The organism is Dyella humicola (genome assembly GCF_026283945.1).
Taxonomy (GTDB): domain Bacteria; phylum Pseudomonadota; class Gammaproteobacteria; order Xanthomonadales; family Rhodanobacteraceae; genus Dyella; species Dyella humicola.
Map to the genome: position 1 here is coordinate 2,582,674 of NZ_JAPDPC010000001.1, position 23,670 is coordinate 2,606,343.

The window sequence follows — 23,670 nt, forward strand, 5'->3', positions numbered from 1 at the left end:
CATCAACGCCTCAGGCTACGGCCGCGGCCGATGCCATAGTAGGCCAGACCGGCTTCCTCGACGGCGGCGGGATCATACAAATTGCGGCCATCGAAAATGGCGGGGCTCTTCAACATCCCGCGAATGCGCTGGAAATCTGGGCTGCGGAACGCCTTCCATTCGGTGACGATGGCCAATACGTCGGCACCGTCGAGTGCCTGATAAGCACCGTCACACAAGCTCAGTTCGTCGCGATCACCATAGATGCGATGGGTTTCCTTGCCTGCCTCCGGATCGAACGCACGCACTCTGGCACCGGCTGCCCACAGCGCCTCCATCAGATTGCGACTGGATGCCTCGCGCATATCGTCGGTGTTCGGCTTGAAGGCCAGCCCCCACAACGCGACCGTCTTGCCAGCCAGCTGACCATCGAAATGCCGCGAAATAAGCTCAAACAGCTTGCTCTTCTGATCGTGATTGACGGCTTCGACGGCACCGAGCAGGCGCGCGTCGTAACCGACACCGCGAGCCGTTCGCTCCAGCGCCTGCACATCCTTGGGAAAACACGAGCCACCGTAGCCGGCACCCGGATAGATGAAGTGGTAGCCAATGCGCGGATCGGAGCCGATGCCTTGGCGCACCAGCTCAACATCGGCACCCACCCGTTCGGCGATATTGGCGATCTCGTTCATGAAGCTGATCTTCGTAGCCAGCATGGCGTTTGCCGCGTACTTGGTCAGCTCGGCAGAACGTTCGTCCATCACCACCGTGCGTTCGTGGTTACGGTTGAACGGTGCGTAGAGTTTGCGCAACACATTCACCGCACGCTCGCTGGAGCTGCCGATGATGATGCGATCGGGACGCAGGCAATCCTCCACCGCATCGCCTTCCTTCAAGAACTCCGGATTGGAGACGACATCAAACTCGACCGAAACGCCACGCGCCGCCAACTCGCCGGCAATCGCTTCGCGCACACGATCCGCGGTGCCGACTGGCACGGTCGATTTGTTGACGACGACCGTGTAACGCTCCAGATGCTTGCCGATGGTTCGCGCAACACCCAGCACATACCTGAGGTCGGCACTGCCGTCCTCGTCGGGCGGCGTACCCACGGCGATAAAGACCACCTGGCCGTGCTCGATGGCCGGTTCCGGGTCAACAGTGAAATCAAGCTGCCCGCTGGCGTGGTTGCGCTTGACGATCGGCTCCAGGCCGGGCTCGTAGATCGGAATCTCGCCGCGCTTGAGGCGCTCGACCTTGCTCGCATCGATATCGACGCAGACAACGTGGTTACCCATTTCAGCCAGGCAGGCACCGGTGACCAGTCCCACATAGCCCGTGCCAAAAATGGTGACCTTCATTGTCGCGAGAACTCCTGGAAGCAAGACCACAGATTCTAGCAGGCCACGCGGCAAGCCTGGTTTACCGCCACTGCCAGCGCAACGCGTCAGCGGCACCTTTCATTCACGTCAGGCACGACATGCCATCCCCATAAAAGCAACGGGGCGCGAATTGCTTCGCGCCCCGTTGCTAGTCTTGAAGCTTAGCTGGCGCTTACTTCGCGCCGGCCGGCTGTTCGCCGCCCTGGGTCGGACCGGTCTTGACCAGGTTCACGTCGAAGACGATCGTCGCATTCGGCGGGAAGCCGTTCTGCGGCTGCGCACCGTAGGCGATGTTGGACGGGATGAAGAACTTGTAGTGGCCGCCAACCTGCATCATCTGGATGCCTTCACGGAAACCCGGAATCACGCCAGCGAGCGGGATCGAAGCCGGGCCGCCACCTTCGTGCTTGGCCGAATCGTCAAACACTTCGCCATTGACGAAGCTGCCGACATAGGTCACCTGCACGGTGTCGCTCGGACCCGGACGGGCACCGGTACCCTGGCTGATCACCTGGTACTGCAGGCCCGAAGCGGTGGTCTTCACACCAGGAGCGGCCTTGTTCTTGGCCAGGAAGGCTTCGCCTTCCGTCTTGTTCTTGGTGGCGACCTGGGTGTACTCGGCCTTGGCCTTGGCCTGCAGATTGGCCACAAATGCGTCACGAACCTGCTTGGCTTCCGCCTCGCTCATGGTCGGCTTCTGGCCGGACAGGGCGGACTGCAGCGCACGGGCGACCGTGGCCGGATCCACTTCTTCACGGACCAGCGGCGGCAGCGAGCTCGCCAGATCCCAACCGACGACGTAGCTGGCCTTGGTCTTGTCGACCGTGCCGGCTGCAGGAGCAGCGGCGGGGGCTGCAGCAGCCGGCTTGGCAGCCTGTGCGTGCACGCCAGCGGTCAGGCCCAGTGCAACAGCCAGCGCGGCCGCCGTCAGCGTGGGACGCAGAAAATGCTTCATGTGGAACTCCCTCGTATTTGGATATGCCGGCGCTACCGGACTAGCCCCCCCGATGGAGGCAGGCCCCGCATTGTGCGGCGCTTGTTGAGTCTTGGCAACGATGCCGGGCTATGACCGCCGATTCTCATCGAAAGTTCACGACGTGGCGCACTAACGTGGTTTTTTACGATTTCTACACGAAGCTTCGTGCTGGACATCGGTGCCGTCTTCACGCCACCCGGTCAACCGGGGCCGTCATCCGAGCGCCCCGGCTTGTCGATCGTGTCCCGCAAGGCGGCCTGCAAACGCGCATGTACGCGAACCAGGCCGCGCCAAAGCAACCACACCAGCAGCAGCAAAATCAGGATCAGCACGACGGCCACCTCACGCGGTGGCAGGATGGTCGAGGCCAGCGCGGCAACCAACAGGCCCAACACCCACATCGTCACCAACGGAATCACTCGCGCCAACAAAGCGCGAAGACGCATGTTGTAGGCGCCACCGATCCGCTCGGGGATGCCCAGTTCCGCCAACAGCATGCCCAGCGCAGAGGCCTTGCGGTACGCAGCGACGATCATCGGCAACGACACGAGTGCGGCAATGGACCACGCCAGACTACGCTTGATCTGCGGGCGGTCAGCCAGGAAATCCCAGTGAAAAACGCCGCGCCGATACAGAAAGGACATGATCAGGAACGCTGCCACCACCAGCATCATGTTGATGATCACGTGCCATACCAGGCGCCGGATCATCTTCATCACCACAGCACCCTGCTCGCCCAGACTCAGGCTGCCCATCCAGTACGTATAGGCGCCAAACACGCTGGTAAATCGATGGGGCAGGCGCCGCCCCAGCAAGCCGGCCAGAGGGTCGGCAGCGCGAATCAGGTAAGGCGTAAGGAACGTGGTAATCGCCGACACGGCCACGGCTACGGGATAAAGAAAGCCGCTGGTCACCTTGAGGCTTAGACCCAGTGACGCGATCACGAACGAAAATTCACCGATTTGCGCGAGTCCCATGCCGACGCGCAACGATGTGCGAGCGTCATTGCCCGCCACGAATGTACCGAAGCTGCAGGTAAGGACTTTGCCCACCACGACAACAACGGTGACGACCAGGATGGGCAACCAGTACGTCGAAAGCATGGCTGGATCGATCAGCATGCCGATCGCCACAAAAAACACGGCGCTGAACATGTCACGCACCGGACCAATGATGCGCTCGACGCGCTCAACGCTCTGCGATTCACCCACGATGGCGCCGATCAGGAAAGCACCCAGGGCGACGCTGTAGCCCATTTCCGTCACCAGCAGGCAAAAGCCGAAGCAAATGCCCAACACCGCCACCAGCAGCACATCGTCGCGGCTCACGCGGGCGATGTAATCGACCACGCGCGGCACCAGCAACAAGCCCACCACGAGCGACACCGCCATGAACAGCGTGAGTCGCCCGATCGCACTCATCGCCTCACCTGCTTCCAGGCCACCGGTGCTGGCAATGCCGGTAAGCAGGGCCATCAAGACGATGGCCAGTACGTCCTCGATGATCAGGATGCCGAACATCAGCTGGGCGAATCGCTCGCGCTTCAAACCCAGGTCGTCGAGCGCCTTCATGATGATCGTCGTCGACGACATCGACAGCATGGCGCCCAGGAACAACGCGTCCATCGTGCTCCAGCCGAAGAAGCGTCCAATTTCGTAGCCCAACCAGAGCATCAACACGATTTCGCATACGGCCGCCACCAGGGCCGCGCCACCGACTTCGCGCAGCTTTTTCAGGCTGAACTCCAGACCCAGCGCAAACAGCAGCAGGATCACGCCCAGCTCGGACATCGTGCGAATGGATTGCTCGTCGTGGATGAAGACGACGGGAAACGTATACGGCCCCACCAGCACGCCAGCGATGATGTATCCAAGCACGACCGGTTGACGCAGGCGCTGGAAGATCACCGTCGTCAGGCCCGCGATCAGCATGACGGTGGCAAGATCCTGGATGAATTGCAGATCGTGCATCGACAAAACCCGTGGGGACGTCGGGCAAGACTAGCAATCGGCCACGCGATCAGCAGCTTTTTACGTCAACGAGGTTTCCCGCCCTCGCCGCGCATCACCCATGATTCGATGTAACTGGTTGTTGTGATTCGTTCATGCCAAATTCTTGAAAAAATTTCGTCGCGAATGCTTGACGAAATCCCAATCCCGACCTATTCTTTCGGGCTTCCAGAGGCACGGGGCCATAGCTCAGCTGGGAGAGCGCCTGCATGGCATGCAGGAGGTCGGCGGTTCGATCCCGCCTGGCTCCACCAACAACTTAGACATGTCCCCATCGTCTAGAGGCCTAGGACATCACCCTTTCACGGTGGCGACCGGGGTTCGAATCCCCGTGGGGACGCCAAGTTGGATTTGGTAAGCGTCTGGAAGAAAAATGTGGAGCGGTAGTTCAGTCGGTTAGAATGCTGGCCTGTCACGCCGGAGGTCGCGGGTTCGAGTCCCGTCCGCTCCGCCACTTTACGAAGAGCCCGCCATTGGCGGGTTTTTTGTTGCCTGCAGAAAGCCGCGACGACACCGTAGGAGCGCACCCAGTGCGCGAAAAGCCTACGGTGCGGTAACGCCGGGGTCCCGCACTGGGGTGCGCTCCTACAAAGCAGCGTCAGCAGCGGAGTGATGACCTTCCAATCGCTCCAGGGTCCCCTTCGAATGCCCCTGCTCCGCCAGGTATTCCAGCCAGCGCGAGAGGAACCCGTTCATGCGCAGGCGATGCTGCAGCACCGTGTGCGCCGGCGGAAACGGCCCAAGCACCTGCCATAGGTGGCGTCCAGGATGACAGTGCAGCGCTTCGGCCACATGCGCGTCGGTATACATGCGCAACTGCGCCGAGGGTGATGGCTGCCCGGTATGCGCGTCGACGAAGTTATAGGTGAGCTCCAGTTCCAACGTATACGGATGCCGCTCCTGGATCTGCAGCCGCACGTCGAGCCCATCGTCCACGCTGGACACGTAGAAACCGGGCGGCAGCTCCTGTGGCGCAAACAGCTTGGCCAGCCGGTGATAGTTCTCCGCATACAGCCCCATCAGGAAGCCAAAGCGTCCCGGCAGTAAGGCATTGCGGCTGTCCAGTACGGCACTCATGGGCAGTAGGAACTCCTATGGCTCAGAACTCAGAACATAGTCCGCTCGATACCAAAGCGGTCGAAGATCTTGCTCGCAATTTCCTCGATGGAAACGTGCGTCGTGTTGAGGTTGGGAATACCCTCTCGGCGCATCAGCTTATCCGCCTGCGCAAGCTCCCAGCGGCACTGCTCAAGCGTCGCATAACGGCTGTTGGCGCGCCGCTGTTCGCGGATCTGCGCCAGTCGTTGCGCATCAATGGTGAGACCGAAAAGGCGGTCCTTGTAAGGACGCAACCTAGCCGGAAGTTCAAGCTTGTCCAGATCGTCGTCGGTCAACGGATAGTTGGCGGCACTGACACCGTAATGCAAGGCCATGTACAGACAGGTGGGCGTCTTGCCCGAACGCGACACGCCAACCAGGATCAGGTCGGCCTGGGCGTAATCCACATCGATGCCGTCGTCGTGCGACAGCGCATAGTTCGTCGCGTTGATGCGCGCTTCGTACTTGTCAAAGTCGACCAGGCCGTGCGAGCGGTTCACCATGCCGGAACGTTTGGCGCCCAGCTCATCCTCCAGCGGCCCGATAAACGGCGCGAATACGTCCAGCATCAGCGCGCCGCTTTCGGCCACGATTTCGCACAGATCACGCGATGCCATGGTATTGACCACGATCGGCCGCTGCCCGGTCTGTGCGTAGCGGGTCTTGATTCGGAGTGTCGCCGCTTCCGCCTTGTGGGCGTCGTCGATAAAGGGCAAGCGGTGCTTCTCGAACTGAACCCCTTCGAACTGGGCCAGAATACTGTTACCGATCGTCTCGGCCGTAATACCAGTGGAATCGGAGATGAAAAAAACCGTTCGCTGCATGGCTAACCCGAAGTCCCTGACTGTTCCTGGCGTCCACCTTAGCTCAACGTGTAAAGCCTGTCTTTGCTTGACTCGTACCTGACTGGTATGCAGCTGGCTTGGGTTTTGGCCGTAATGGTCTTCTTGTGCTCCGCACCATCGACAGCGGACAATACCAGTTCTTTGTAGCCCGGTTTCTGGCCAGCCGCGCCACCGATGACCTTTAATACCTACGAGCTCTTAAGGAGACTCCCTTGAACGACTTGGTGCTTTGGCTCGACACGCTGCGCATGACCGACCTGGGCAAGGTCGGCGGCAAGAATGCGTCGCTCGGCGAGATGATCGGTAATCTCGCCAAACTCGGTGTGTCCGTGCCTGGTGGTTTTGCCACCACGGCTGATGCGTTCCAGCAGTATCTCGACAAGAGCGGCGTGGCCAAACGTATCCAGGCGCGCCTGGCGACGCTGGACGTGGATGACGTCGAGGCGCTGACTGCAGCGGGCAAGGAAATCCGTGACTGGGTCACCGAGACGCCGCTGCCGACCGAGCTCGACCAGGCCGTCCGCGACGCCTACATCAAGCTCTGCAAGGACGCCGGCTCGGACAATATCGCCGTGGCCGTGCGTTCCTCCGCGACTGCCGAGGATCTGCCGGACGCATCGTTCGCTGGCCAGCAGGAGACCTTCCTCAACGTGGTCGGTATCGAGGACGTGCTGCACAAGGTGAAGGAAGTCTTTGCCTCGCTGTACAACGACCGCGCCATCGCCTACCGCGTGCACCAGGGCTTCAAGCACGAGGATGTCTTTCTCTCTGCTGGCGTGCAGCTGATGGTGCGCTCGGATGTGGGCGCTTCCGGCGTGCTGTTCACGCTGGACACCGAGTCCGGCTTCCGTGACGTGGTATTCGTCACCGGCAGCTACGGCCTCGGTGAGATGGTCGTACAGGGTGCGGTGAACCCAGATGAGTTCTACGTGTTCAAGCCCACGCTCAAGCAGGGCAAGCCAGCGGTGCTGCGTCGCAGCCTTGGCGCCAAGCAGCAGCGCATGGTGTATTCGGACAAGCCCGGCGAGCGCGTGCGGATCGAGGAAACCCCGGCCGAACTGCGCAACCGCTTCTGCATCAACGATGACGACGTGCAGGAATTGTCCAAGCAGGCCTTGGTGATCGAGCAACATTACGGTCGCCCGATGGATATCGAATGGGCGAAGGACGGCAACACCGGCAAGCTGTACGTCGTGCAGGCTCGCCCGGAAACGGTGAAGTCGCGCGCGCATGCCACCCAGCTCGAGCGCTTCCATCTCAACGAAAAGGGCAAGGTGCTGGCCGAGGGCCGCGCCATCGGCCAGAAGATCGGTGCCGGCAAGGCCCGTGTGATCCGTTCGCTGGCTGACATGAGCAAGGTGCAGCCCGGCGATGTGCTGATTGCCGACATGACCGACCCCGATTGGGAGCCGGTGATGAAGCGTGCCGCTGCCATCGTCACCAACCGCGGTGGCCGCACCTGCCACGCCGCCATCATCGCCCGCGAACTGGGTGTGCCGGCCGTCGTCGGCACCGGCAACGGCCTGGACGTTATTCCCGATGGCGCAGAAGTGACCGTGTCCTGCGCCGAGGGCGACACCGGCATGATCTACCAGGGCGTGCTGAAGTTTGAGCGCGTCACCGCGGACCTGGGCGACATGCCCGAAGCGCCGCTGAAGATCATGATGAACGTGGCCAACCCGGAGCGTGCGTTCGACTTCGGCATGCTGCCGAACGCAGGCATCGGCCTGGCGCGCCTGGAAATGATCATCGCCAGCCATATCGGCGTGCATCCGAAGGCACTGCTGGAATATGCCAAGCAGGACGCCGAAACCAAGAAGAAGATCGACGAACGCATGGCCGGCTACGCCGACCCGGTGTCGTTCTATGTCGACCGTCTGGCGGAAGGCATCGCCACCATCGCCGCCTCGGTGTATCCGAAGCCGGTGATCGTGCGCCTGTCCGACTTCAAGTCGAACGAGTACGCCGGCCTGATCGGCGGTTCGCGCTACGAGCCGCACGAAGAGAATCCGATGATCGGCTACCGCGGCGCCAGCCGTTATGTCGACCCGGGCTTTGCCGCATCGTTCGCACTGGAGTGCAAAGCGGTCAAACGCGTGCGCGAAGTGATGGGCCTGGACAACATCTGGGTGATGATCCCGTTCGTGCGCACGCTCGGCGAAGGCCGCAAGGTGATCGAGGTGTTGGCCAAGAACGGCCTCAAGCAGCGCGAACACGATCTCAAGATCATCATGATGTGCGAGGTCCCATCGAACGCCCTGCTCGCCGCCGAGTTCCTGGAGATCTTCGACGGCTTCTCGATCGGCTCCAACGACCTCACCCAGCTCACCCTCGGCCTGGACCGCGACTCCAGCATCGTGGCGAACCTGTTCGATGAGCGCGACCCGGCGGTGAAGAAGCTGCTGGCGATGGCGATCCACACAGCCCGCGAAAAGGGCAAGTACGTGGGCATCTGCGGCCAGGGCCCGTCCGATCATCCGGATCTCGCCGAGTGGCTGATGGACCAGGGCATTGAGTCGGTATCGCTCAACCCCGACACCGTGGTCGATACCTGGCTGCGACTGGCCAAGCGCAAGTCGGCCTGAAGCCGATAGCAAGCGAACCAAGGGGCGGTGGCGACACCGCCCCTTTCCTTTTTTTCTTATAGGAGCGCACCCTGTGCGCGAACGCGGAGTTGCCGCGTCGCCGCTGCGTAGGCTTTTCGCGCACTGGGTGCGCTGCTACAAATAAAGCCCGCTTCGAGGAAACTTTGCGGGCGCGACCGAGTCTCTGCTTGGCACGGCCGGCTCCCGCCGGCCTCACGAAGGGGAATACCATGCGCGCCGTCCTGGGCCTTATCTCCCGCAACAAGGGCTTCGTCACCTTCATGCTTTGCATGGTCATATTCCGCAGCGCCATCGCGGACTGGAACGTGGTTCCCACCGGCTCGATGCAACCCACCATCCGCATCGGCGACCGCATCCTGGTCGACAAGGCCGCCTACGATGTGCGCGTCCCGTTTACCCATATCTCGCTGATCCATCGCGCCGACCCACAACGTGGCGACATCGTGGTGCTGGACTCCGCCGGTGCCAACGAACGGCTGGTCAAGCGGGTGATTGGCGTACCCGGCGACGAGATCGCGCTCCAACAAAACCACCTCTACATCAACGGCCAACCCGCCAGCTACGAACCCATCGCTGTACAAGGCATCCGCGACGATCGCGAGGACCCTGCGCGATACGCCATGGAAAATGTCGGCGCCATGCATCATCCGGTGCGCTGGTCGATCGCCCAGGCAGGTCATAGCAACGATTTCGGGCCCGTTACCGTGCCCGCCGGCCAGTACCTGCTACTTGGCGACAACCGCGACAACAGCGCCGATTCGCGCTACTTCGGCTTCTTCCCCCGCCACGAAATCACCGGCCGCGCTACCCGCGTTGCGGTCTCACTCGACCCCGGCAACCACTACCTGCCCCGCAACGACCGCTGGGGCGCGGCCCTGCAATAAATCGCAGGGGCCTGAATCGCAAAACCAGTTGTCAGCACGCCCCAGTCCGCGTAAGATTGCCGGCTCGCGTGGACCACACGCACCGTTTTTGGAGAGGTGGCAGAGTGGTCGAATGTACCTGACTCGAAATCAGGCGTACGTGTAAGCGTACCGTGGGTTCGAATCCCACCCTCTCCGCCAGAAACGCAAAACGCCCCCTCGTGGGGCGTTTTGCGTTTCTGGCGGAGAGGGTGGTGTGGACGAACCCACTCGGTTCGACAAAATGGTCCGGAACCATTTTGGACAGCCGCAGGCTGGCCCCGTAGCGCGCAAGCGCGAAGGGGTCGGGTCCATGGATGGACCCGACAATCCCACCCCTCAGTCCCCACGCCTCGCTTCGCACAACATCACATCTTCAGCTCAGGCCAAATCAGCCGATCACTGACTCGCTTCTTTGCGCAATCCCCCCACATCCGTCATGCTCCCAACGACCCGCCAATCCAGGTCTCCCATGATTGAATTCGGACACGGAACCCACGTTGGATTGCGTCGTACGCGCAATGAAGACACTTATTACGCCGACGCCTCGCTCGGCCTGTTTCTGGTCGCCGACGGCATGGGCGGCCATCAGCACGGTGAGGTGGCATCAGCCCTGGTACGCGATGCCGTCGCGGACCTGGTTGCGCGCGGGCACAGCCTCGTTGAAGCGGTTCGTGCCGCAGACGAGCGGCTGATCCAGTTCAGCCGTAGCTTCAACGACCCTCGCCCCATGGGCACCACGATTGCCGCGCTAAGGCTGGGTCCGGAAAATTACGAAGTGGTCTGGGTCGGCGATAGTCGTGTCTATTTGTGGCAGAACCATCTGCGTCAGGTCAGTCACGATCATTCGCTGGTGCAGGAACTGGTCGCCGCCGGCACGCTTGATCCGGCGCAGGCCGCACGTCATCCGCAGCGCAACGTGATCACCCAGGCCCTCGGCATCACGGCCGCCGATCAGCTACATATCGGGATGGCGCGCGGCCGACTGGAGCCAGGCACATGCTTTTTGCTGTGCAGCGACGGGCTGACCGAAGAAGTCGGCGACACCACCATCGCAAGCATCGTGTCACGCCAGGACCTGTCGGCCCAGGAGTGCGTCGAACATCTGCTGCTCGCCGCATTGGACGGCGGCGGCAGCGACAACATCACGGCGATCCTCGCGCGCGTCAACTGAGGATCTTCGCGAGCCTCGTGCAACCGACAGAGATTAGTGCCGGTCGCCCTAGCCGGCTAATTGACGGTGCCAGCTTCCTCGCGACGCCACACGCTGATCCCACCGGCGCTCTTGTCCAGCCCATCGAGGCGATGTTCATGGCTGGCAATCTCCTCGTCGCTCGCGCGCAATACGCGTGGTCGACGATCGAGCACCAAGGGTGCCATCGCCACTGACCCGCCCTGCTCCTGCGCGCCATCAAAGCCGAGGTCGAGTCCGACCTGACCCGAGGTCATCGCCAGATACACCTCGGCCAACAGCTGCGCATCGATCAGGCCGCCGTGGAGGTCACGCGCCGAATTGTCCACCCCAAGGCGCTTGCATAACGCATCGAGGCTATTGCGCTGCCCCGGATAACGCTCGCGCGCCATCACCAGCGTATCGAGCACGCTGCAGCGATCGGCGATGCGGCCGTAGTGCTCACCCGCGCGCGCCAGTTCCGCATCCAGAAACCCGACGTCGAAGCTGGCATTATGGATGATCAGTTCGGCCCCCTCGATGAAGGCCAGAAACTCGTCCACCACATCGATGAAATGCGGCTTGTCGAGCAGGAACGCATCTTCAATGCCGGTGACCTGGCGCGCGCCTTCGTCGATCGCGCGATCCGGATTGAGATAGGTCTGATAATGAAGGCCGCTCGGGCGACGCCCGATCATCTCCACGCAGGCGATTTCGATCAGTCGATGACCCTGCCGCACTTCGAGGCCCGTGGTCTCGGTGTCGAGCACGATCTGTCTCATGCCTTGCTCCTGAACTGCTCGGCTTGCTCGCGCGCCGCCTGATCGACACGCTCGTTCTCGGCATGGCCGTTATGGCCTTTCACCCAGTGCCAGCGCACTTCATGCATCTGAGTCGCCGCGGACAAACGCTCCCACAAGTCCTGGTTTTTCACAGGCTTCTTGTCAGCCGTGCGCCAACCGTTGGCGCGCCACTTCGGCACCCATTCCTCGATACCTTGCATCACATAGCGAGAGTCGGTTGTCAGCGAGACCTTGCAGGGGCGCGTCAACGCTTCCAAGGCACCGATGGCAGCCATCAGTTCCATGCGATTGTTGGTGGTGGCCGCATCGCCACCGGCGAGCATCCGCTCGGTTCCCTTGGCACGCAATAAGGCAGCCCATCCACCCGGCCCGGGATTACCCAGGCACGCGCCATCCGTAAAAGCTTGCACGTCAGTCATTGTTACCCATCATTGCAATCGTTATTTGTCATGGTGCCGCGTTGCGACGCGCGCCGGGCGCCAATCCCACATTCACAGGCGCGGACACGGGTTTTGGCTTCAGGCGGATGGGCGTTGCCATGCGACGCCGCTTGCGCGCGATCAGCAGATACCCTCCACCGAGACTATGTGCTGCATCCAGGCCGACGCTGCTGCTGGGCCAGAGACGGCCAACCCGCTCCACTCGTTCAATGTCCAGGTCAAGCCGCCGAGCCCACCGTTCCAACAACAGCGGCGAACGCAGGGCGGGCGGGCGCCCGCGAGTACGCCACATCATCCACGGCAGCCAGGCACTGAACGGATGCAAGCCAGTGAGCGCCAAGATGCCTCCTGGTGCCAATACGCGCGAAGCCTCTTCCAGCAGCGCCTGCGGCGTACCGGATACTTCCAGCGCATGACGCAACAGCACCAGATCGAACGCGTCGTCCAGGAAGGGGAGCGCTTCGTCACTGCGCCCATACACGTCGCCCCCGTAACGATCAGCGTTAAGGCGCAATCGGGTCCAGTTGCCGAGCAAGGGTAAGACGGGCGGTACGTCGTCTGGCGCGGCACTGACCAGTAGCGCATGCGTGCCGCTGCAACGCTGCAATTCCGGCACCAGGGCCACCGTCTCTTCGGCGAGCAGGCTGCGCAACGGCGTGCTGGTGTAGATGTCTTGGTCGCGCTGCGACATGCCTGGGCGGCCCGGTATGTGTCGATATCGACAGTGTACCGGCAGCCACCCATAACGTGTCCTGGTTTGCACCAGCACCCACGACCGGTCCACGAGTCTGAACGGCATCGCCCCCGATTAACGTCTCACTAACGAGTGCGCCGCCGACCCGCTTTATAGTCGGCCACTTCGCGCATGCATAGATGCCTGCGCCAGTCGATACGAAACCGCGGAGGCGATCTCCTTGCACGTCGTACCGTTACCGGCGCTTGCCGACAACTACATCTGGCTGCTGCACGATGATGCAGGCCAAGCCATCGTCGTCGATCCGGGTGAAGCCACTCCGGTCGAGGCAGCCCTGAAGGAGCGCGGACTCCAGCTACGCGCGATCCTGCTGACCCATCATCACCACGATCATATCGGCGGCACCGAGGCATTGCTGTCCAAGCATCCGGTACCTGTCTACGCACCGCACGATGAACGCATCGCCGTCGCGGCGCTTCGCGTCGGTGGCGGCGATGTCGTAGCTCTCGATTACCCGCGGGCACGCTTCGACGTCATCGCCGTGCCGGGACACACCAGCACGCATATCGCCTATGCCGGCGAGGGCGTTTTGTTGTGTGGCGACACGCTCTTCAGTATGGGTTGCGGACGTCTGTTCGAAGGGACGCCCATACAAATGCTCGCTTCACTCGATCGACTCGCCAACCTGCCCGGTGATCTGCTGGTCTGTTGCGCACACGAATACACCGCGGCAAATGGCCGCTTCGCGCAGACCATCGAACCCGCCAATGCGGCCTTGGCCGCCCGTCAACAAGAAGTAGCGGCATTGCGTGCGCACGATCGCCCCAGCCTGCCTGTCACGCTGGATACCGAGCGGGCGACGAATCCGTTTCTGCGCACGGACTGCGACGCCGTGATCGCATGGGGTCGCCATCACGGCGTCGACGGTGACCGTGTTGCGCGTTTCGCCGCGCTACGCGCCAACAAGGACGTATTCCGCGGATGATGAGCCGACGCCTACGCACCCTACCCTTGGCCATGTCGATCTTGCTGGCCGCCTGCGCTACGCCAACGACCCAGAAGCCGCACGCCCCCGTCGTACAGGCGCCAGTCCCTGAGCCTGTGCGTGACATCAGCCATGCGGTCGCCGGCCCGGCAACACCCGGCGACGACAACGCCAATATCTGGGATCAACTGCGCGGCAGCTTCGCCATGGCGGACTGCGATGCCGATCCGGGCATCATGGAATGGGCCCGTCGCTATACCCAGAATCCACAACAATTCGAAAGCCAGATGGGCACGATCGCACCTCGACTCGCCTACGTGCAGCAGATCGCCGCCAAGCATGACGTCGCCGGCGAATTCGCCTTGTTGCCGTGGATAGAAAGTCAGTATCGACCGGTGTCAGGCGGCAAGAACATGCCGTCAGGCATGTGGCAGATCATGCTCTCCACCGCGAGTGCGATGGGCATTCGCGTCGACAGGAACTTCGACGGCCGTATGGACGTTCCAGCGGCCACGGATGCCATCATGTCGATGCTGAGCCGCTATCACGATGATCTTGGCGACTGGCGCCTGGTCGACTACGCCTATAACGCCGGCGAGTTCGGTGTGCGCCGAATGGTGGACCAGCATGGCGTGCCTGCAGCCGAACCCGTCGTACCCAAGCTGCCGGTAAAACGCGTTACCCGCGAGCACTTGGTCAAGCTGTTGGCCATTGCCTGTGTCATCCGTGAGCCTGCCCGTTTCAATGTGAGTCTGCCGCTACTCCCCTCCGAGCAACGCCTGGTTGCCGTGAACGTAAACAGCTCCATGCCGATAGAACACGCCGCCAGCCATGCCGGCATGTCGTCAAGCGAGTTGAAGGAGCTCAATGCCGGCTTCCGTAACGGCATGGTCGACACAAGCGCCGCGTCCTACCTGCTGATACCCAGCAACCGCGTGCAGCAGTTCCGCAGCTCGCTGATTGCCGACAACGAAAGTGGCGGCGATGTTCAGAGCGTGCCAGGCGCCGCGGTACTACCTCCGCTGGCCGCCGTCCTGAATGGGGCCACCGATGATCGTTCCGAGGCTTCGGCGCCAGCCTCGAAAGCGAAGCGGACCTCCTTATCGGCGAAGACGCATACCGTAAAATCCGGTGAAAGCCTGTGGAGCATCGCACGCCTCTACTCGGTCGACATCAAGCAGCTGGAACAGTGGAACCACCTGCAGGGACCTGGCGTCAAGCCGGGCCAGGTGCTGAAGGTCACTTCCCCGGGCTGACAGGGCGCGCGGCGTCGCTCCTTCGGGGGCGCCCCGCCTGGCCCGCCCACCCACTGCTAGACTCAGCGGGCAACGCCGCTGGGCGCGCTTTCTATGGCTGGGAGGACGCATGGGATTCCTGCACGGCAAAAGGGCGCTTGTCGTCGGCATTGCGAGTCGGCGCTCGATTGCCTGGGGCATTGCCAACGCGATGCATCGAGAAGGTGCACAACTCGCCTTTACCTATCAGAACGATCGCCTGAAGGACCGCGTCGACGAAGCCGCAAATACCTTCGGCTCCAACATCGCGCTGCCTTGCGATGTAGCCGATGACGCGCAGATCGAGCACCTGTTCGCCGCGCTAGGCAAGCATTGGGACGGCTTTGACATCCTCGTGCACTCCGTGGGATTTGCACCACGAGAAGCACTGCAGGGCGAGTTTCTGGACCATCTCACGCGCGAGAACTTCACCATCGCGCACGATATTTCCAGCTACAGCCTGGCCGCACTGGCCAAGGCAGCCCGGCCGATGATGGCCGGACGCGGTGGCGCCATTCTCACGCTCAGCTACCTTGGCGCCGAGCGCGCCATGGACAACTACAACGTCATGGGCCTGGCCAAGGCCAGCCTTGAGGCGAACGTACGCTATCTCGCCTTCAACCTCGGTCCGGAGGGCACTCGCGTCAACGCCATCTCCGCCGGCCCGATCAAGACGCTTGCTGCAACCGGCATCGCGAATTTCCGCAAGATGCTCGACCATGTCGATGAACATGCACCGCTGCGCCGCAGCGTCACCATTGATGAAGTCGGCAACGTGGGCGCATTTCTGTGTTCCGATCTCGCCTCGGGCGTCACCGGCGAGATCACCCACGTCGATGCCGGCTACAACATCCTGGGCATGACCGGCGTCTAGCCCCCTCCCATGGATATTCCAAATAAAAAGGGCGGCCATCCGGCCGCCCTTTTCTTTACTTCATCACGGCGGCGCCGGGTTACAGGCGCTCGGTAGCGATCTTGATCTCGGTCTTCGCCTTCAGCGCTTCGATGAACTCATGCGTCGCAATGGCGCCGTAGGCCTGGGCCATCTGGGTGCGCAGCATGGTGCGCTGCTCCGGTGTCACCTTGGTCAGATCGCCGTCCTGCACTTTGTCGACGGCCACGACGGCGAAGCTGCCATCACGCATCTGGACACGCGCGAACTGCGGCTTGCCTGCCACCGGATGCGGCAACAGGAAGGCCTGATCAAGCACTTCAGCGGGTAGTTCCTGCTGCACGCGAATGGCTTCCGGGACCGTCTGCAGGGCAGCGCCGGTCGAGGCCGCCACGGCCTGCATGTCCTCGCCCTTCTGCAAGCGCTCGAGCAAACCATCCGCACGCTTCAGAGCCGCAGCGACAATGCGCTCGTCCAGAATCTTCTGGCGGACCTGATCGCGCACTTCGGCCAACGGACGTGCAGCAGTGGGTACGTGCTTGTCGACCCGAATCACCACGGCGTGGTTGGAGCCCAGGTCGAGCAGGCCTGAATTATTGCCCTGCGTCAGCACGTCGTCGGAGAACGCCGACTCGACCAGCTTCTGATTCGCCAGCAGACCTTCGCCGCCCTTGCGCGAGAACAGCCCGGTGGTCTGGATGGGCAGGGCCAAGGCCTGCGCCGCCGGCTCCAGCGAAGAGGGATTCTGATAGGTCTGATCCGTCAGCTTGCCCGCCAGTTCGCTGAACCTGCGATCGCGCTCAGTGGTCAGGTAATCCTTGGCGATCTGTTCACGCACTTCCGCAAAAGGCTTGGCCTGACCGCTGCGAACGTCGCGCAGCCAGAGCACGTGATAGCCCTCGTCGGACAATACTGGCTTGGAAACCTGCCCTTTCTGCAACGAGAACAGCGCGGTATCGAAAGCCGGGTTGGTGACACCCTTTTCCAGCCAGCCCAGGTCGCCGCCCGAACGCTTCGAACCCAAGTCGTCCGAATTCTGCTCGGCCAGCTTGGCGAAATCTTCAGGGGTGGCTTCGCTGGCAATCTTTTCAGCCCGGGCCAAGGCCGCCTTCTGCTGATCCGGCGTGGCGTTCTTCGGCACGTTGATCAGGATGTGCGAAACGAGACGCTGCTCTGGCTGCACGAAGCGCTGCTTTTCGTCTTCGTAACGCTTCTTGAGGTCGTCCTCACTCGGCTGCGCGTCGAGCTTGAGGTCAGCGCCGTTGACTTCGATGAACTTCAACGAGACCTGCTCGGGGTTCATGAAGTCCGACTGATGTTCCTTGTAAAACGCCTCCAGCTGCGCATCGCTCACTTGCGTGTCGGTCAATGCCGGACGCGGCAATGCGAACCAGCGCAGGTCGCGGCGTTGTGCGCGCAGCGCCAGGTAGCGATCCATGTTGGCGTCGGTCACGAACGTACTGGCAGAAATGGCCTCCGGAAGGAGCGAGGTCTCCAGCGACGCGCGTACATCGTTCTCAAACATGCCCGGCGACTTGTTTTGCGCGGCTAGCACGGCACGGTAGGTATTGGCGTCGAACTGGCCATTGACCTGGAATGCCTGGATCCCGGCAATCAGGTCGCGCACGGCAATGTCCGATACCCGCATGCCCAGCTTCTCGTTAGCCTGTAGCAGCAGTTGCTCGTCGATCAGCTGCTGGAGCACCTGACGCTTCGCTTCGGGTTGCTCGAAGATCGTGGGATCGAAATGGTCGCCCTGCTGGGCCATGGCACGCTGGCGCAGCTGGTTCATCCGCTCCTGATATTGCTGCTGGCTGATCTCGTGCTTGCCAACCATCGCCACGTAGGTATCGGTCCGCGAGCTGAAATAAGACTCGATGCCGAAGAACGAGATAGCGAAAACGCAAATGCCCAGAATGACGACAGAAGGCCACCCGTGTAGCTTGTTACGTATTGCCTGCAGCATGGATTGTTCCCGGCTATTCGTTGTTCGGCGCACCATGTGCGCGGCGCTTAAAAAACAAAGGCGCCACACGGGCGCCCTTGCGAACTGTGGCGGAGCGGACGGGACTCGAACCCGCGACCTCCGGCGTGACAGGCCAGCATTCTAACCGACTGAACTACCGCTCCGCATTTTTCTGGTGGGTGCTGTAGGGATCGAACCTACGACCCTCGCCTTGTAAGGGCGACGCTCTACCGCTGAGCTAAGCACCCGAAACCAAGCAGAAGAGCCGCTTAGTTTAGGGCATCCTTGAGGGTCTTGCCAGCCTTGAATGCCGGAACCTTCGAGGCCTTGATCTTGATCGTCTCATTGGTGCGCGGGTTGCGGCCGGTGCGAGCAGCGCGCTTGCGCACGGTGAAGGTGCCAAAACCCACCACCGACACGTCGTCGCCTTTCTTCAGCGCCTTCTGCACGGTCTCGAAGAAAGCCTCGAGAGCACGGCCAGCGTCAGCCTTGGTGAGTTCGGCCTTTTCGGCAATGGCATTGATCAGATCGGTTTTATTCATTGAGACACTCCCTTAAACGGTTATGCAGCCCGCGTGGTCAGTCTGGGACAAGACGACGCCCCCTTGATGACTGGCCATCGAGGCGCCGCCAAGCAACCCCGCATCACTGCGCATCGTGCTCGGCGTCAGGCTGCGGTGTCGCCTTTATACCAGTGGCCTACAGGGTCCGCAATGACAAGCAATACCAAGGGTTCCCGCAGTTCAGCGTTATCCGAGATCGCTTGCAAAGTGGTGACCGAAACGCTAGCGACCGGGGCCAGCATCGCCATGACCCGGGCAAAAAAAACGGGCGGAAGACCGCCCGTTTTTTCAAGGGTGAAACAGGTCACGAATCAGTGCGGCCGCGTATACGACTCCTGCGACTCGTCCTGGGCATCGTCAATCGGCGCCTCGACCTTGGGCTTGCTACCGTCTTCAACGGCCTGCAGTGGCTGCAGGGGGCGCTCAAGGGCAATGTCGAGCACCTCATCGATCCAGCGCACGGGATGGATATCCAGCGAGCTGGTGATGTTTTGCGTAATATCCGCAAGGTCTTTCTTGTTGTCCTCAGGAATGATGATCGTGGTGATGCCACCACGATGGGCAGCCAGCAGCTTCTCCTTGAGCCCTCCAATCGGCAGCACGCGACCACGCAGGGTGATCTCACCCGTCATCGCCACTTCGGAGCGCACCGGCACCTTGGTAAGTGCGGACACCAAGGCGGTGCACATGGCGATACCCGCGCTAGGGCCGTCTTTCGGCGTAGCGCCTTCCGGCACGTGGATATGGATATCCAGCTTTTGGTGGAATTCCGGATCGATGCCAAGCTGATCGGCACGCGCGCGGACCACTGACAGTGCCGCCTGGATCGACTCTTTCATCACGTCGCCAAGCTGCCCGGTGTTCACCAAGCGGCCCTTGCCCGGCACCACCGATGCCTCGATGCTGAGCAGTTCGCCGCCAACCTGGGTCCATGCCAGCCCCGTGACCAGCCCCACCTCGTTCTGAAGTTCCTTACGGCCAAAATCGAAGCGACGAACGCCAAGATAATGCCCGAGATTCTCTGAGTTCACCGCGGCATAGCCGGGCGCCTTCGACTTGGTCTTGGCCGTCTTTACGGCTGCAACCGCTTTCTTGGCCTGATCCTTTGTGGCCGAACCCTTCTTGATCTGACCCAACGTAAGCTCCTTCACCACCTTGCGGCAGATCTTGGAAATCTCGCGCTCGAGATTGCGCACCCCGGATTCTCGCGTGTAGTAGCGCACGATATCGCGCAAGGCCGTCTCGTCGACGCTCAACTCCTCTGGCTTTAGGCCATTGGCCTTGAGCTGCTTGGGCAACAGGTACCTCTGTGCAATACCCAGCTTCTCGTCTTCGGTGTAACCCGGAATACGGATCACTTCCATGCGATCCAGCAAGGGACCGGGAATGTTCAGCGAGTTGGCCGTGGCGACCCACATGACCTCGGAGAGGTCCAGGTCAACTTCCAGATAGTGGTCGTTGAACGCATGGTTCTGCTCCGGATCGAGCACCTCGAGCAGGGCCGACGACGGGTCACCGCGGAAATCCATCGACATCTTGTCGATCTCGTCGAGCACGAACAGCGGGTTCTTCGATCCCACCTTGTTGAGGTTCTGCACGATGCGGCCCGGCATGGAACCAATATAGGTGCGACGATGACCACGAATTTCGGCTTCGTCGCGCACGCCACCAAGGCTCATGCGGACGAACTTTCGGTTCGTCGCCTTGGCGATGGACTGACCCAGCGACGTCTTGCCCACGCCCGGCGGACCCACCAGGCACAGGATGGGGCCGCGCATGGTATTCACGCGCTGCTGCACGGCGAGGTATTCGAGGATGCGCTCCTTGACCTTCTCCAGACCGAAGTGATCGGCATCGAGCACCTCCTGTGCCATCTGCAAATCCTTGCGCACCTTGCTGCGCTTCTTCCACGGCACGCCGACCAGCCAGTCCAGGTAGTTACGCACTACCGTAGCCTCGGCGGACATGGGCGACATCTGGCGCAGTTTGCCGAATTCCTGGCGCGCCTTGGCCAGCACGGCCTTGGGCATCCCGGCAGCCTCGATCTTTTTCTGCAGCTCCTCGATCTCGTTCGGGCCTTCCTCGCTCTCGCCGAGCTCCTTCTGGATGGCCTTCATCTGTTCGTTGAGGTAGTACTCGCGCTGGCTCTTTTCCATCTGCGACTTGACGCGGCCGCGGATGCGCTTTTCGACCTGCTGCAAATCCATCTCGCCATCGACCAGTCCGATCAACAATTCAAGGCGCTGACCGACGTCGGCCGTCTCCAGCACCTTTTGCTTGTCGGCCATGCGCACGGAGAGATGCGCCGCGATGGAGTCGGCAACACGCGAGGGATCATCAATGCCCGACAACGTAGCGAGCACTTCCGGCGGCAATTTACGACTCTGCTTGACGAGCTGCTCGAACAGCGAAACCAGCGTGCGCGACACCACGTCGAGCTCGCGCTCCTTGTTGCTGTAGACCGGCTCAATGATGCGCGACGTTGCAGTAAGCATGCCGCCGTCTTCGTTGAAGTTCTCCACAGCAACGCGAGCCTGTCCCTCGACCAGCACTTTGACCGTGCCATCGGGAAGCTTCAGCAACTGCAGAACGCCAGCGAGCGTACCGATCTCGTGCAGGTCGCCGATGGCGGGATCATCGATATCAGGGCTCTTTTGCGCCACCAGCAGAATCTGGCGCTCGCCCTCCATGGCGCGCTCCAAGGCACGCATCGACTTGTCACGCCCGACGAACAACGGAATGACCATATGGGGATAGACCACCACGTCACGCAGGGGCAGTACTGGCAGGGCTTCCAGCACGGCTCCGGTGGCCTGGGGGTTGGGGGCGTTCTTTGCCATCGAAGAGAGTCTCTCGTGGATGAGTATGTCGTTCGCCCCGACACTGCGCCGGGGCCTTCTGTACGTCAAGTGGTGGCATACGACCACGCACACAAGTGCATGACAAACCACAAAAACGAAATGGCCCCGGCAGTTTTGCCGAGGCCATCGCGCTAGCTATGCGACGTTGCAGTGAGTCAGGCGGCGTCGCCGCCCTCGCCTGCTGCACGCGGTTGCTTGAGGTTGCCGCGATAGATGAGATATGGCTCGGCCTGCCCATCGATCACTGCATCATCAACCACGACTTTGCTCACGTGCTCCAGCGACGGGAGTTCGTACATCGTGTCCAACAGCACCTGCTCGAGAATGGTGCGAAGGCCGCGAGCGCCCGTCTTGCGCTTCAATGCCTTGCGGGCAATCGCCTGCAACGCTTCCGGGCGGAACTCCAGCTCGACACCTTCCATCTCGAACAGCTTCTTGAACTGCTTGGTGACGGCGTTCTTCGGCTCCGTGAGGATCTGCACGAGCGCCGGCTCGTCCAGCTCCTCCAGAGTGGCCACCACTGGCAGACGACCGACGAACTCGGGAATCAGACCATAACGCACCAGGTCGGACGGCTCGACATCCGCCAGCACCTTGCCCAGATTCTCCCGCCGCTCCTTGCTGCGCACCTCGGCCGAGAAACCGATGCCGGTGGTCTCGGAACGCTGCTGAATGACCTTTTCCAGTCCGGCAAATGCGCCGCCACAGATGAACAGGATGTTCTTGGTGTCGACCTGCAGGAATTCCTGCTGCGGATGCTTGCGACCGCCCTGCGGCGGCACCGAGGCCAACGTGCCCTCGATCAGCTTCAACAGCGCCTGCTGCACGCCTTCGCCAGAAACGTCGCGGGTAATCGACGGGTTCTCGCTCTTGCGCGAGATCTTGTCGATTTCGTCGATATAGACGATGCCCGACTGCGCCTTCTCGACGTCGTAGTCGCACTTCTGCAGCAGTTTCTGGATGATGTTTTCCACATCCTCACCCACGTAACCCGCCTCGGTGAGGGTGGTCGCGTCGGCGATGGTGAACGGCACGTTGAGCAGGCGCGCCAGCGTTTCGGCCAGCAGCGTCTTGCCCGAACCCGTGGGTCCGATCAGCAGGATGTTGGACTTGCCCAGCTCGACGTCGTCGCTCTTCTGGCGCGACTCCATGCGCTTGTAGTGGTTGTACACAGCCACCGCCAGCGCTTTCTTGGCGCGGGTCTGGCCGACCACATACTGGTCAAGCGTCTCCATGATCTCACGGGGCTTGGGCAGCTGGCTGCGCCCGGAGGCGGCCTTCTCCTCGAGTTCCTCGCGGATGATGTCGTTGCAAAGCTCTACGCACTCATCGCAAATGAACACGGACGGACCCGCGATCAGCTTGCGCACTTCATGCTGGCTCTTGCCGCAGAAAGAGCAGTAGAGAATCTTGCCGCTGTCGTTGGAACGGCCCTGCCGCTCGTCGCTCATGCTTGGATCCTGCTGGTAAATCGGTTGCGGTTTGAGAATAGCACAGGGTTCCGCGTCTGCAGCGAGACGCGGAACGACTGGCAGAACCGGGGCCGGACGCCTGAAATCAGGCCGATTTCACCGTATCGACGGCGCGACGGTCGAGGACCGAGTCGATCAGGCCGTATTCCTTGGCCGCCTCGGCGCTCATGAAGCGGTCGCGCTCCATATCCCGTTCGATCTTGTCCAGCGGCTGGCCGGTGTGCTGAACGTAGATATCGTTCAGGCGGCGGCGCAGGTACAGGATTTCCTGGGCCTGGATCTCGATGTCGGTCGCCTGGCCGCGAGCGCCACCGGACGGCTGGTGGATCATCACGCGTGAGTTGGGCAGCGAATAACGCTTGCCCTTGGCGCCGGCCATCAGCAGCAGCGACGCCGCACTGCAGGCCTGACCGATGCACATGGTGCTGACGTCGGGCTTGATGAACTGCATGGTGTCGTAAATCGCCAGCCCGGCGGTAACGGCACCGCCCGGGCTGTTGATGTACAGATGGATGTCCTTGTCCGGGTTCTCCGATTCAAGGAACAGCATCTGCGCGACCAGCAGGTTTGCCACCTGATCGTTCACCTCGCCCACGAGGAAGATCACGCGCTCCTTGAGGAGGCGCGAATAGATGTCGTACGAGCGCTCGCCGCGGGCGGTCTGCTCGACGACGATCGGTACCAGGTTGAGGTTCTGGATCGGGTCCATGGCCATGCTTGTCGCTCTCCGGTTGATAGGCCTGAAGGATGCC

Annotated in this window: 20 protein-coding genes and 6 tRNA genes; 10 read left to right on the top strand and 16 right to left on the bottom strand. The window is 61.7% G+C overall.

Annotated features, from left to right (window positions below; all coding sequences use genetic code 11):
• Positions 1-2: 2 nt before the first annotated feature.
• The 3 genes from OUZ30_RS11470 to OUZ30_RS11480 all read right to left on the bottom strand — a co-directional run bounded on the left by OUZ30_RS11470 (position 3) and on the right by OUZ30_RS11480 (position 4,307).
• A complete protein-coding gene (locus OUZ30_RS11470) occupies positions 3-1,340 on the bottom strand; it encodes a UDP-glucose dehydrogenase family protein (protein WP_266182456.1) in 1,338 nt (445 codons plus the stop codon).
• Positions 1,341-1,533: 193 nt separating this feature from the next.
• Positions 1,534-2,316, bottom strand: a complete 783-nt coding sequence (locus tag OUZ30_RS11475) for an FKBP-type peptidyl-prolyl cis-trans isomerase (RefSeq protein ID WP_266182457.1) — start codon at positions 2,314-2,316, stop codon at positions 1,534-1,536.
• A gap of 221 nt (positions 2,317-2,537) precedes the next feature.
• Positions 2,538-4,307 carry a cation:proton antiporter gene (locus OUZ30_RS11480; protein WP_266182458.1) on the bottom strand — a complete coding sequence of 590 codons (1,770 nt, stop codon included), beginning with the start codon at positions 4,305-4,307 and terminating at the stop codon, positions 2,538-2,540.
• Positions 4,308-4,524: 217 nt separating this feature from the next.
• On the opposite strand from OUZ30_RS11480, the gene OUZ30_RS11485 reads away from it, so the two are divergent.
• The 3 genes from OUZ30_RS11485 (at position 4,525) to OUZ30_RS11495 (ending at position 4,800) form a co-directional block, all read left to right on the top strand.
• Positions 4,525-4,600, top strand: a tRNA-Ala gene (locus OUZ30_RS11485).
• Between the two features lie 13 nt (positions 4,601-4,613).
• Positions 4,614-4,689: transfer RNA gene (locus OUZ30_RS11490), tRNA-Glu, on the top strand.
• 34 nt (positions 4,690-4,723) lie between these two features.
• A tRNA-Asp gene (locus OUZ30_RS11495) sits at positions 4,724-4,800 on the top strand.
• A 131-nt stretch (positions 4,801-4,931) separates the two neighbouring features.
• On the opposite strand, the gene OUZ30_RS11500 is transcribed toward OUZ30_RS11495, so the two are convergent.
• Both OUZ30_RS11500 and ppsR read right to left on the bottom strand, forming a co-directional pair.
• Positions 4,932-5,423 (bottom strand): DUF1249 domain-containing protein, encoded by a 492-nt coding sequence (locus OUZ30_RS11500; RefSeq protein WP_266182459.1) that lies wholly within the window; start codon positions 5,421-5,423, stop codon positions 4,932-4,934.
• A gap of 29 nt (positions 5,424-5,452) precedes the next feature.
• Entirely contained in the window at positions 5,453-6,268 is an 816-nt protein-coding gene (gene ppsR, locus OUZ30_RS11505) for a posphoenolpyruvate synthetase regulatory kinase/phosphorylase PpsR (RefSeq protein WP_266182460.1), read from the bottom strand.
• Positions 6,269-6,501: 233 nt separating this feature from the next.
• On the opposite strand from ppsR, the gene ppsA reads away from it, so the two are divergent.
• The 4 genes from ppsA (at position 6,502) to OUZ30_RS11525 (ending at position 10,971) form a co-directional block, all read left to right on the top strand.
• Positions 6,502-8,874 (top strand): phosphoenolpyruvate synthase, encoded by a 2,373-nt coding sequence (gene ppsA, locus OUZ30_RS11510; RefSeq protein ID WP_266182461.1) that lies wholly within the window; start codon positions 6,502-6,504, stop codon positions 8,872-8,874.
• Positions 8,875-9,104: 230 nt separating this feature from the next.
• Positions 9,105-9,779, top strand: a complete 675-nt coding sequence (lepB, locus tag OUZ30_RS11515; protein WP_266182462.1) for a signal peptidase I — start codon at positions 9,105-9,107, stop codon at positions 9,777-9,779.
• A gap of 90 nt (positions 9,780-9,869) precedes the next feature.
• Positions 9,870-9,959: transfer RNA gene (locus OUZ30_RS11520), tRNA-Ser, on the top strand.
• Between the two features lie 310 nt (positions 9,960-10,269).
• Positions 10,270-10,971: a PP2C family protein-serine/threonine phosphatase gene (locus OUZ30_RS11525; protein WP_266182463.1), complete on the top strand. Its 702-nt coding sequence runs from the start codon at positions 10,270-10,272 to the stop codon at positions 10,969-10,971.
• Positions 10,972-11,027: 56 nt separating this feature from the next.
• On the opposite strand, the gene dnaQ is transcribed toward OUZ30_RS11525, so the two are convergent.
• The 3 genes from dnaQ to OUZ30_RS11540 are packed head-to-tail and all read right to left on the bottom strand — an operon-like array spanning position 11,028 to position 12,902.
• A complete protein-coding gene (dnaQ, locus tag OUZ30_RS11530) occupies positions 11,028-11,750 on the bottom strand; it encodes a DNA polymerase III subunit epsilon (protein ID WP_266182464.1) in 723 nt (240 codons plus the stop codon).
• Entirely contained in the window at positions 11,747-12,190 is a 444-nt protein-coding gene (gene rnhA / locus OUZ30_RS11535) for a ribonuclease HI (RefSeq protein WP_266182465.1), read from the bottom strand. The genes dnaQ and rnhA overlap by 4 nt, the downstream gene beginning before the upstream one ends.
• A 28-nt stretch (positions 12,191-12,218) precedes the next feature.
• Positions 12,219-12,902 (bottom strand): methyltransferase domain-containing protein, encoded by a 684-nt coding sequence (locus tag OUZ30_RS11540; RefSeq protein WP_266182466.1) that lies wholly within the window; start codon positions 12,900-12,902, stop codon positions 12,219-12,221.
• Positions 12,903-13,125: 223 nt separating this feature from the next.
• Here OUZ30_RS11540 and gloB point away from each other — a divergent pair, with 223 nt between their 5' ends.
• The 3 genes from gloB to OUZ30_RS11555 all read left to right on the top strand — a co-directional run bounded on the left by gloB (position 13,126) and on the right by OUZ30_RS11555 (position 16,038).
• The gene (gene gloB, locus OUZ30_RS11545) at positions 13,126-13,890 is read left to right on the top strand and encodes a hydroxyacylglutathione hydrolase (protein ID WP_266182467.1); all 765 of its coding nucleotides are present in this window, start codon (positions 13,126-13,128) and stop codon (positions 13,888-13,890) included.
• Positions 13,891-13,922: 32 nt separating this feature from the next.
• Complete coding sequence (locus tag OUZ30_RS11550; RefSeq protein WP_266182468.1) at positions 13,923-15,146, top strand: LysM peptidoglycan-binding domain-containing protein; 1,224 nt, start codon at positions 13,923-13,925, stop codon at positions 15,144-15,146.
• Between the two features lie 109 nt (positions 15,147-15,255).
• On the top strand, positions 15,256-16,038 hold the full coding sequence (locus OUZ30_RS11555) for an enoyl-ACP reductase FabI (RefSeq protein ID WP_266182469.1): 783 nt from the start codon (positions 15,256-15,258) through the stop codon (positions 16,036-16,038).
• A 79-nt stretch (positions 16,039-16,117) separates the two neighbouring features.
• Here OUZ30_RS11555 and OUZ30_RS11560 read toward each other — a convergent pair whose 3' ends face one another.
• The 8 genes from OUZ30_RS11560 to clpP all read right to left on the bottom strand — a co-directional run bounded on the left by OUZ30_RS11560 (position 16,118) and on the right by clpP (position 23,633).
• Positions 16,118-18,022 (bottom strand): SurA N-terminal domain-containing protein, encoded by a 1,905-nt coding sequence (locus OUZ30_RS11560; protein WP_266182470.1) that lies wholly within the window; start codon positions 18,020-18,022, stop codon positions 16,118-16,120.
• 87 nt (positions 18,023-18,109) lie between these two features.
• Positions 18,110-18,186: transfer RNA gene (locus OUZ30_RS11565), tRNA-Asp, on the bottom strand.
• Positions 18,187-18,195: 9 nt separating this feature from the next.
• Positions 18,196-18,270: transfer RNA gene (locus OUZ30_RS11570), tRNA-Val, on the bottom strand.
• A 21-nt stretch (positions 18,271-18,291) separates the two neighbouring features.
• Complete coding sequence (locus OUZ30_RS11575) at positions 18,292-18,564, bottom strand: HU family DNA-binding protein (protein WP_019465590.1); 273 nt, start codon at positions 18,562-18,564, stop codon at positions 18,292-18,294.
• A gap of 125 nt (positions 18,565-18,689) precedes the next feature.
• A complete protein-coding gene (locus OUZ30_RS11580; protein ID WP_266182471.1) occupies positions 18,690-18,893 on the bottom strand; it encodes a hypothetical protein in 204 nt (67 codons plus the stop codon).
• A 3-nt stretch (positions 18,894-18,896) separates the two neighbouring features.
• A complete protein-coding gene (gene lon / locus OUZ30_RS11585) occupies positions 18,897-21,425 on the bottom strand; it encodes an endopeptidase La (RefSeq protein ID WP_266182472.1) in 2,529 nt (842 codons plus the stop codon).
• A gap of 176 nt (positions 21,426-21,601) precedes the next feature.
• Positions 21,602-22,897: an ATP-dependent Clp protease ATP-binding subunit ClpX gene (gene clpX / locus OUZ30_RS11590; protein WP_266182473.1), complete on the bottom strand. Its 1,296-nt coding sequence runs from the start codon at positions 22,895-22,897 to the stop codon at positions 21,602-21,604.
• Positions 22,898-23,003: 106 nt separating this feature from the next.
• A complete protein-coding gene (gene clpP, locus OUZ30_RS11595; RefSeq protein WP_266148686.1) occupies positions 23,004-23,633 on the bottom strand; it encodes an ATP-dependent Clp endopeptidase proteolytic subunit ClpP in 630 nt (209 codons plus the stop codon).
• Positions 23,634-23,670 lie beyond the last annotated feature (37 nt).

Bases quoted from the DNA above. Each gene is read 5' to 3' on its own strand.
- OUZ30_RS11470 (WP_266182456.1), bottom strand. From the start codon at position 1,340: ATGAAGGTCACCATTTTTGGCACGGGCTATGTGGGACTGGTCACCGGT.
- OUZ30_RS11475 (WP_266182457.1), bottom strand. From the start codon at position 2,316: ATGAAGCATTTTCTGCGTCCCACGCTGACGGCGGCCGCGCTGGCTGTT.
- OUZ30_RS11480 (WP_266182458.1), bottom strand. From the start codon at position 4,307: ATGCACGATCTGCAATTCATCCAGGATCTTGCCACCGTCATGCTGATC.
- OUZ30_RS11500 (WP_266182459.1), bottom strand. From the start codon at position 5,423: ATGAGTGCCGTACTGGACAGCCGCAATGCCTTACTGCCGGGACGCTTT.
- ppsR (WP_266182460.1), bottom strand. From the start codon at position 6,268: ATGCAGCGAACGGTTTTTTTCATCTCCGATTCCACTGGTATTACGGCC.
- lepB (WP_266182462.1), top strand. From the start codon at position 9,105: ATGCGCGCCGTCCTGGGCCTTATCTCCCGCAACAAGGGCTTCGTCACC.
- OUZ30_RS11525 (WP_266182463.1), top strand. From the start codon at position 10,270: ATGATTGAATTCGGACACGGAACCCACGTTGGATTGCGTCGTACGCGC.
- dnaQ (WP_266182464.1), bottom strand. From the start codon at position 11,750: ATGAGACAGATCGTGCTCGACACCGAGACCACGGGCCTCGAAGTGCGG.
- rnhA (WP_266182465.1), bottom strand. From the start codon at position 12,190: ATGACTGACGTGCAAGCTTTTACGGATGGCGCGTGCCTGGGTAATCCC.
- OUZ30_RS11540 (WP_266182466.1), bottom strand. From the start codon at position 12,902: ATGTCGCAGCGCGACCAAGACATCTACACCAGCACGCCGTTGCGCAGC.
- OUZ30_RS11550 (WP_266182468.1), top strand. From the start codon at position 13,923: ATGTCGATCTTGCTGGCCGCCTGCGCTACGCCAACGACCCAGAAGCCG.
- OUZ30_RS11555 (WP_266182469.1), top strand. From the start codon at position 15,256: ATGGGATTCCTGCACGGCAAAAGGGCGCTTGTCGTCGGCATTGCGAGT.
- OUZ30_RS11560 (WP_266182470.1), bottom strand. From the start codon at position 18,022: ATGCTGCAGGCAATACGTAACAAGCTACACGGGTGGCCTTCTGTCGTC.
- OUZ30_RS11575 (WP_019465590.1), bottom strand. From the start codon at position 18,564: ATGAATAAAACCGATCTGATCAATGCCATTGCCGAAAAGGCCGAACTC.
- lon (WP_266182472.1), bottom strand. From the start codon at position 21,425: ATGGCAAAGAACGCCCCCAACCCCCAGGCCACCGGAGCCGTGCTGGAA.
- clpX (WP_266182473.1), bottom strand. From the start codon at position 22,897: ATGAGCGACGAGCGGCAGGGCCGTTCCAACGACAGCGGCAAGATTCTC.
- clpP (WP_266148686.1), bottom strand. From the start codon at position 23,633: ATGGCCATGGACCCGATCCAGAACCTCAACCTGGTACCGATCGTCGTC.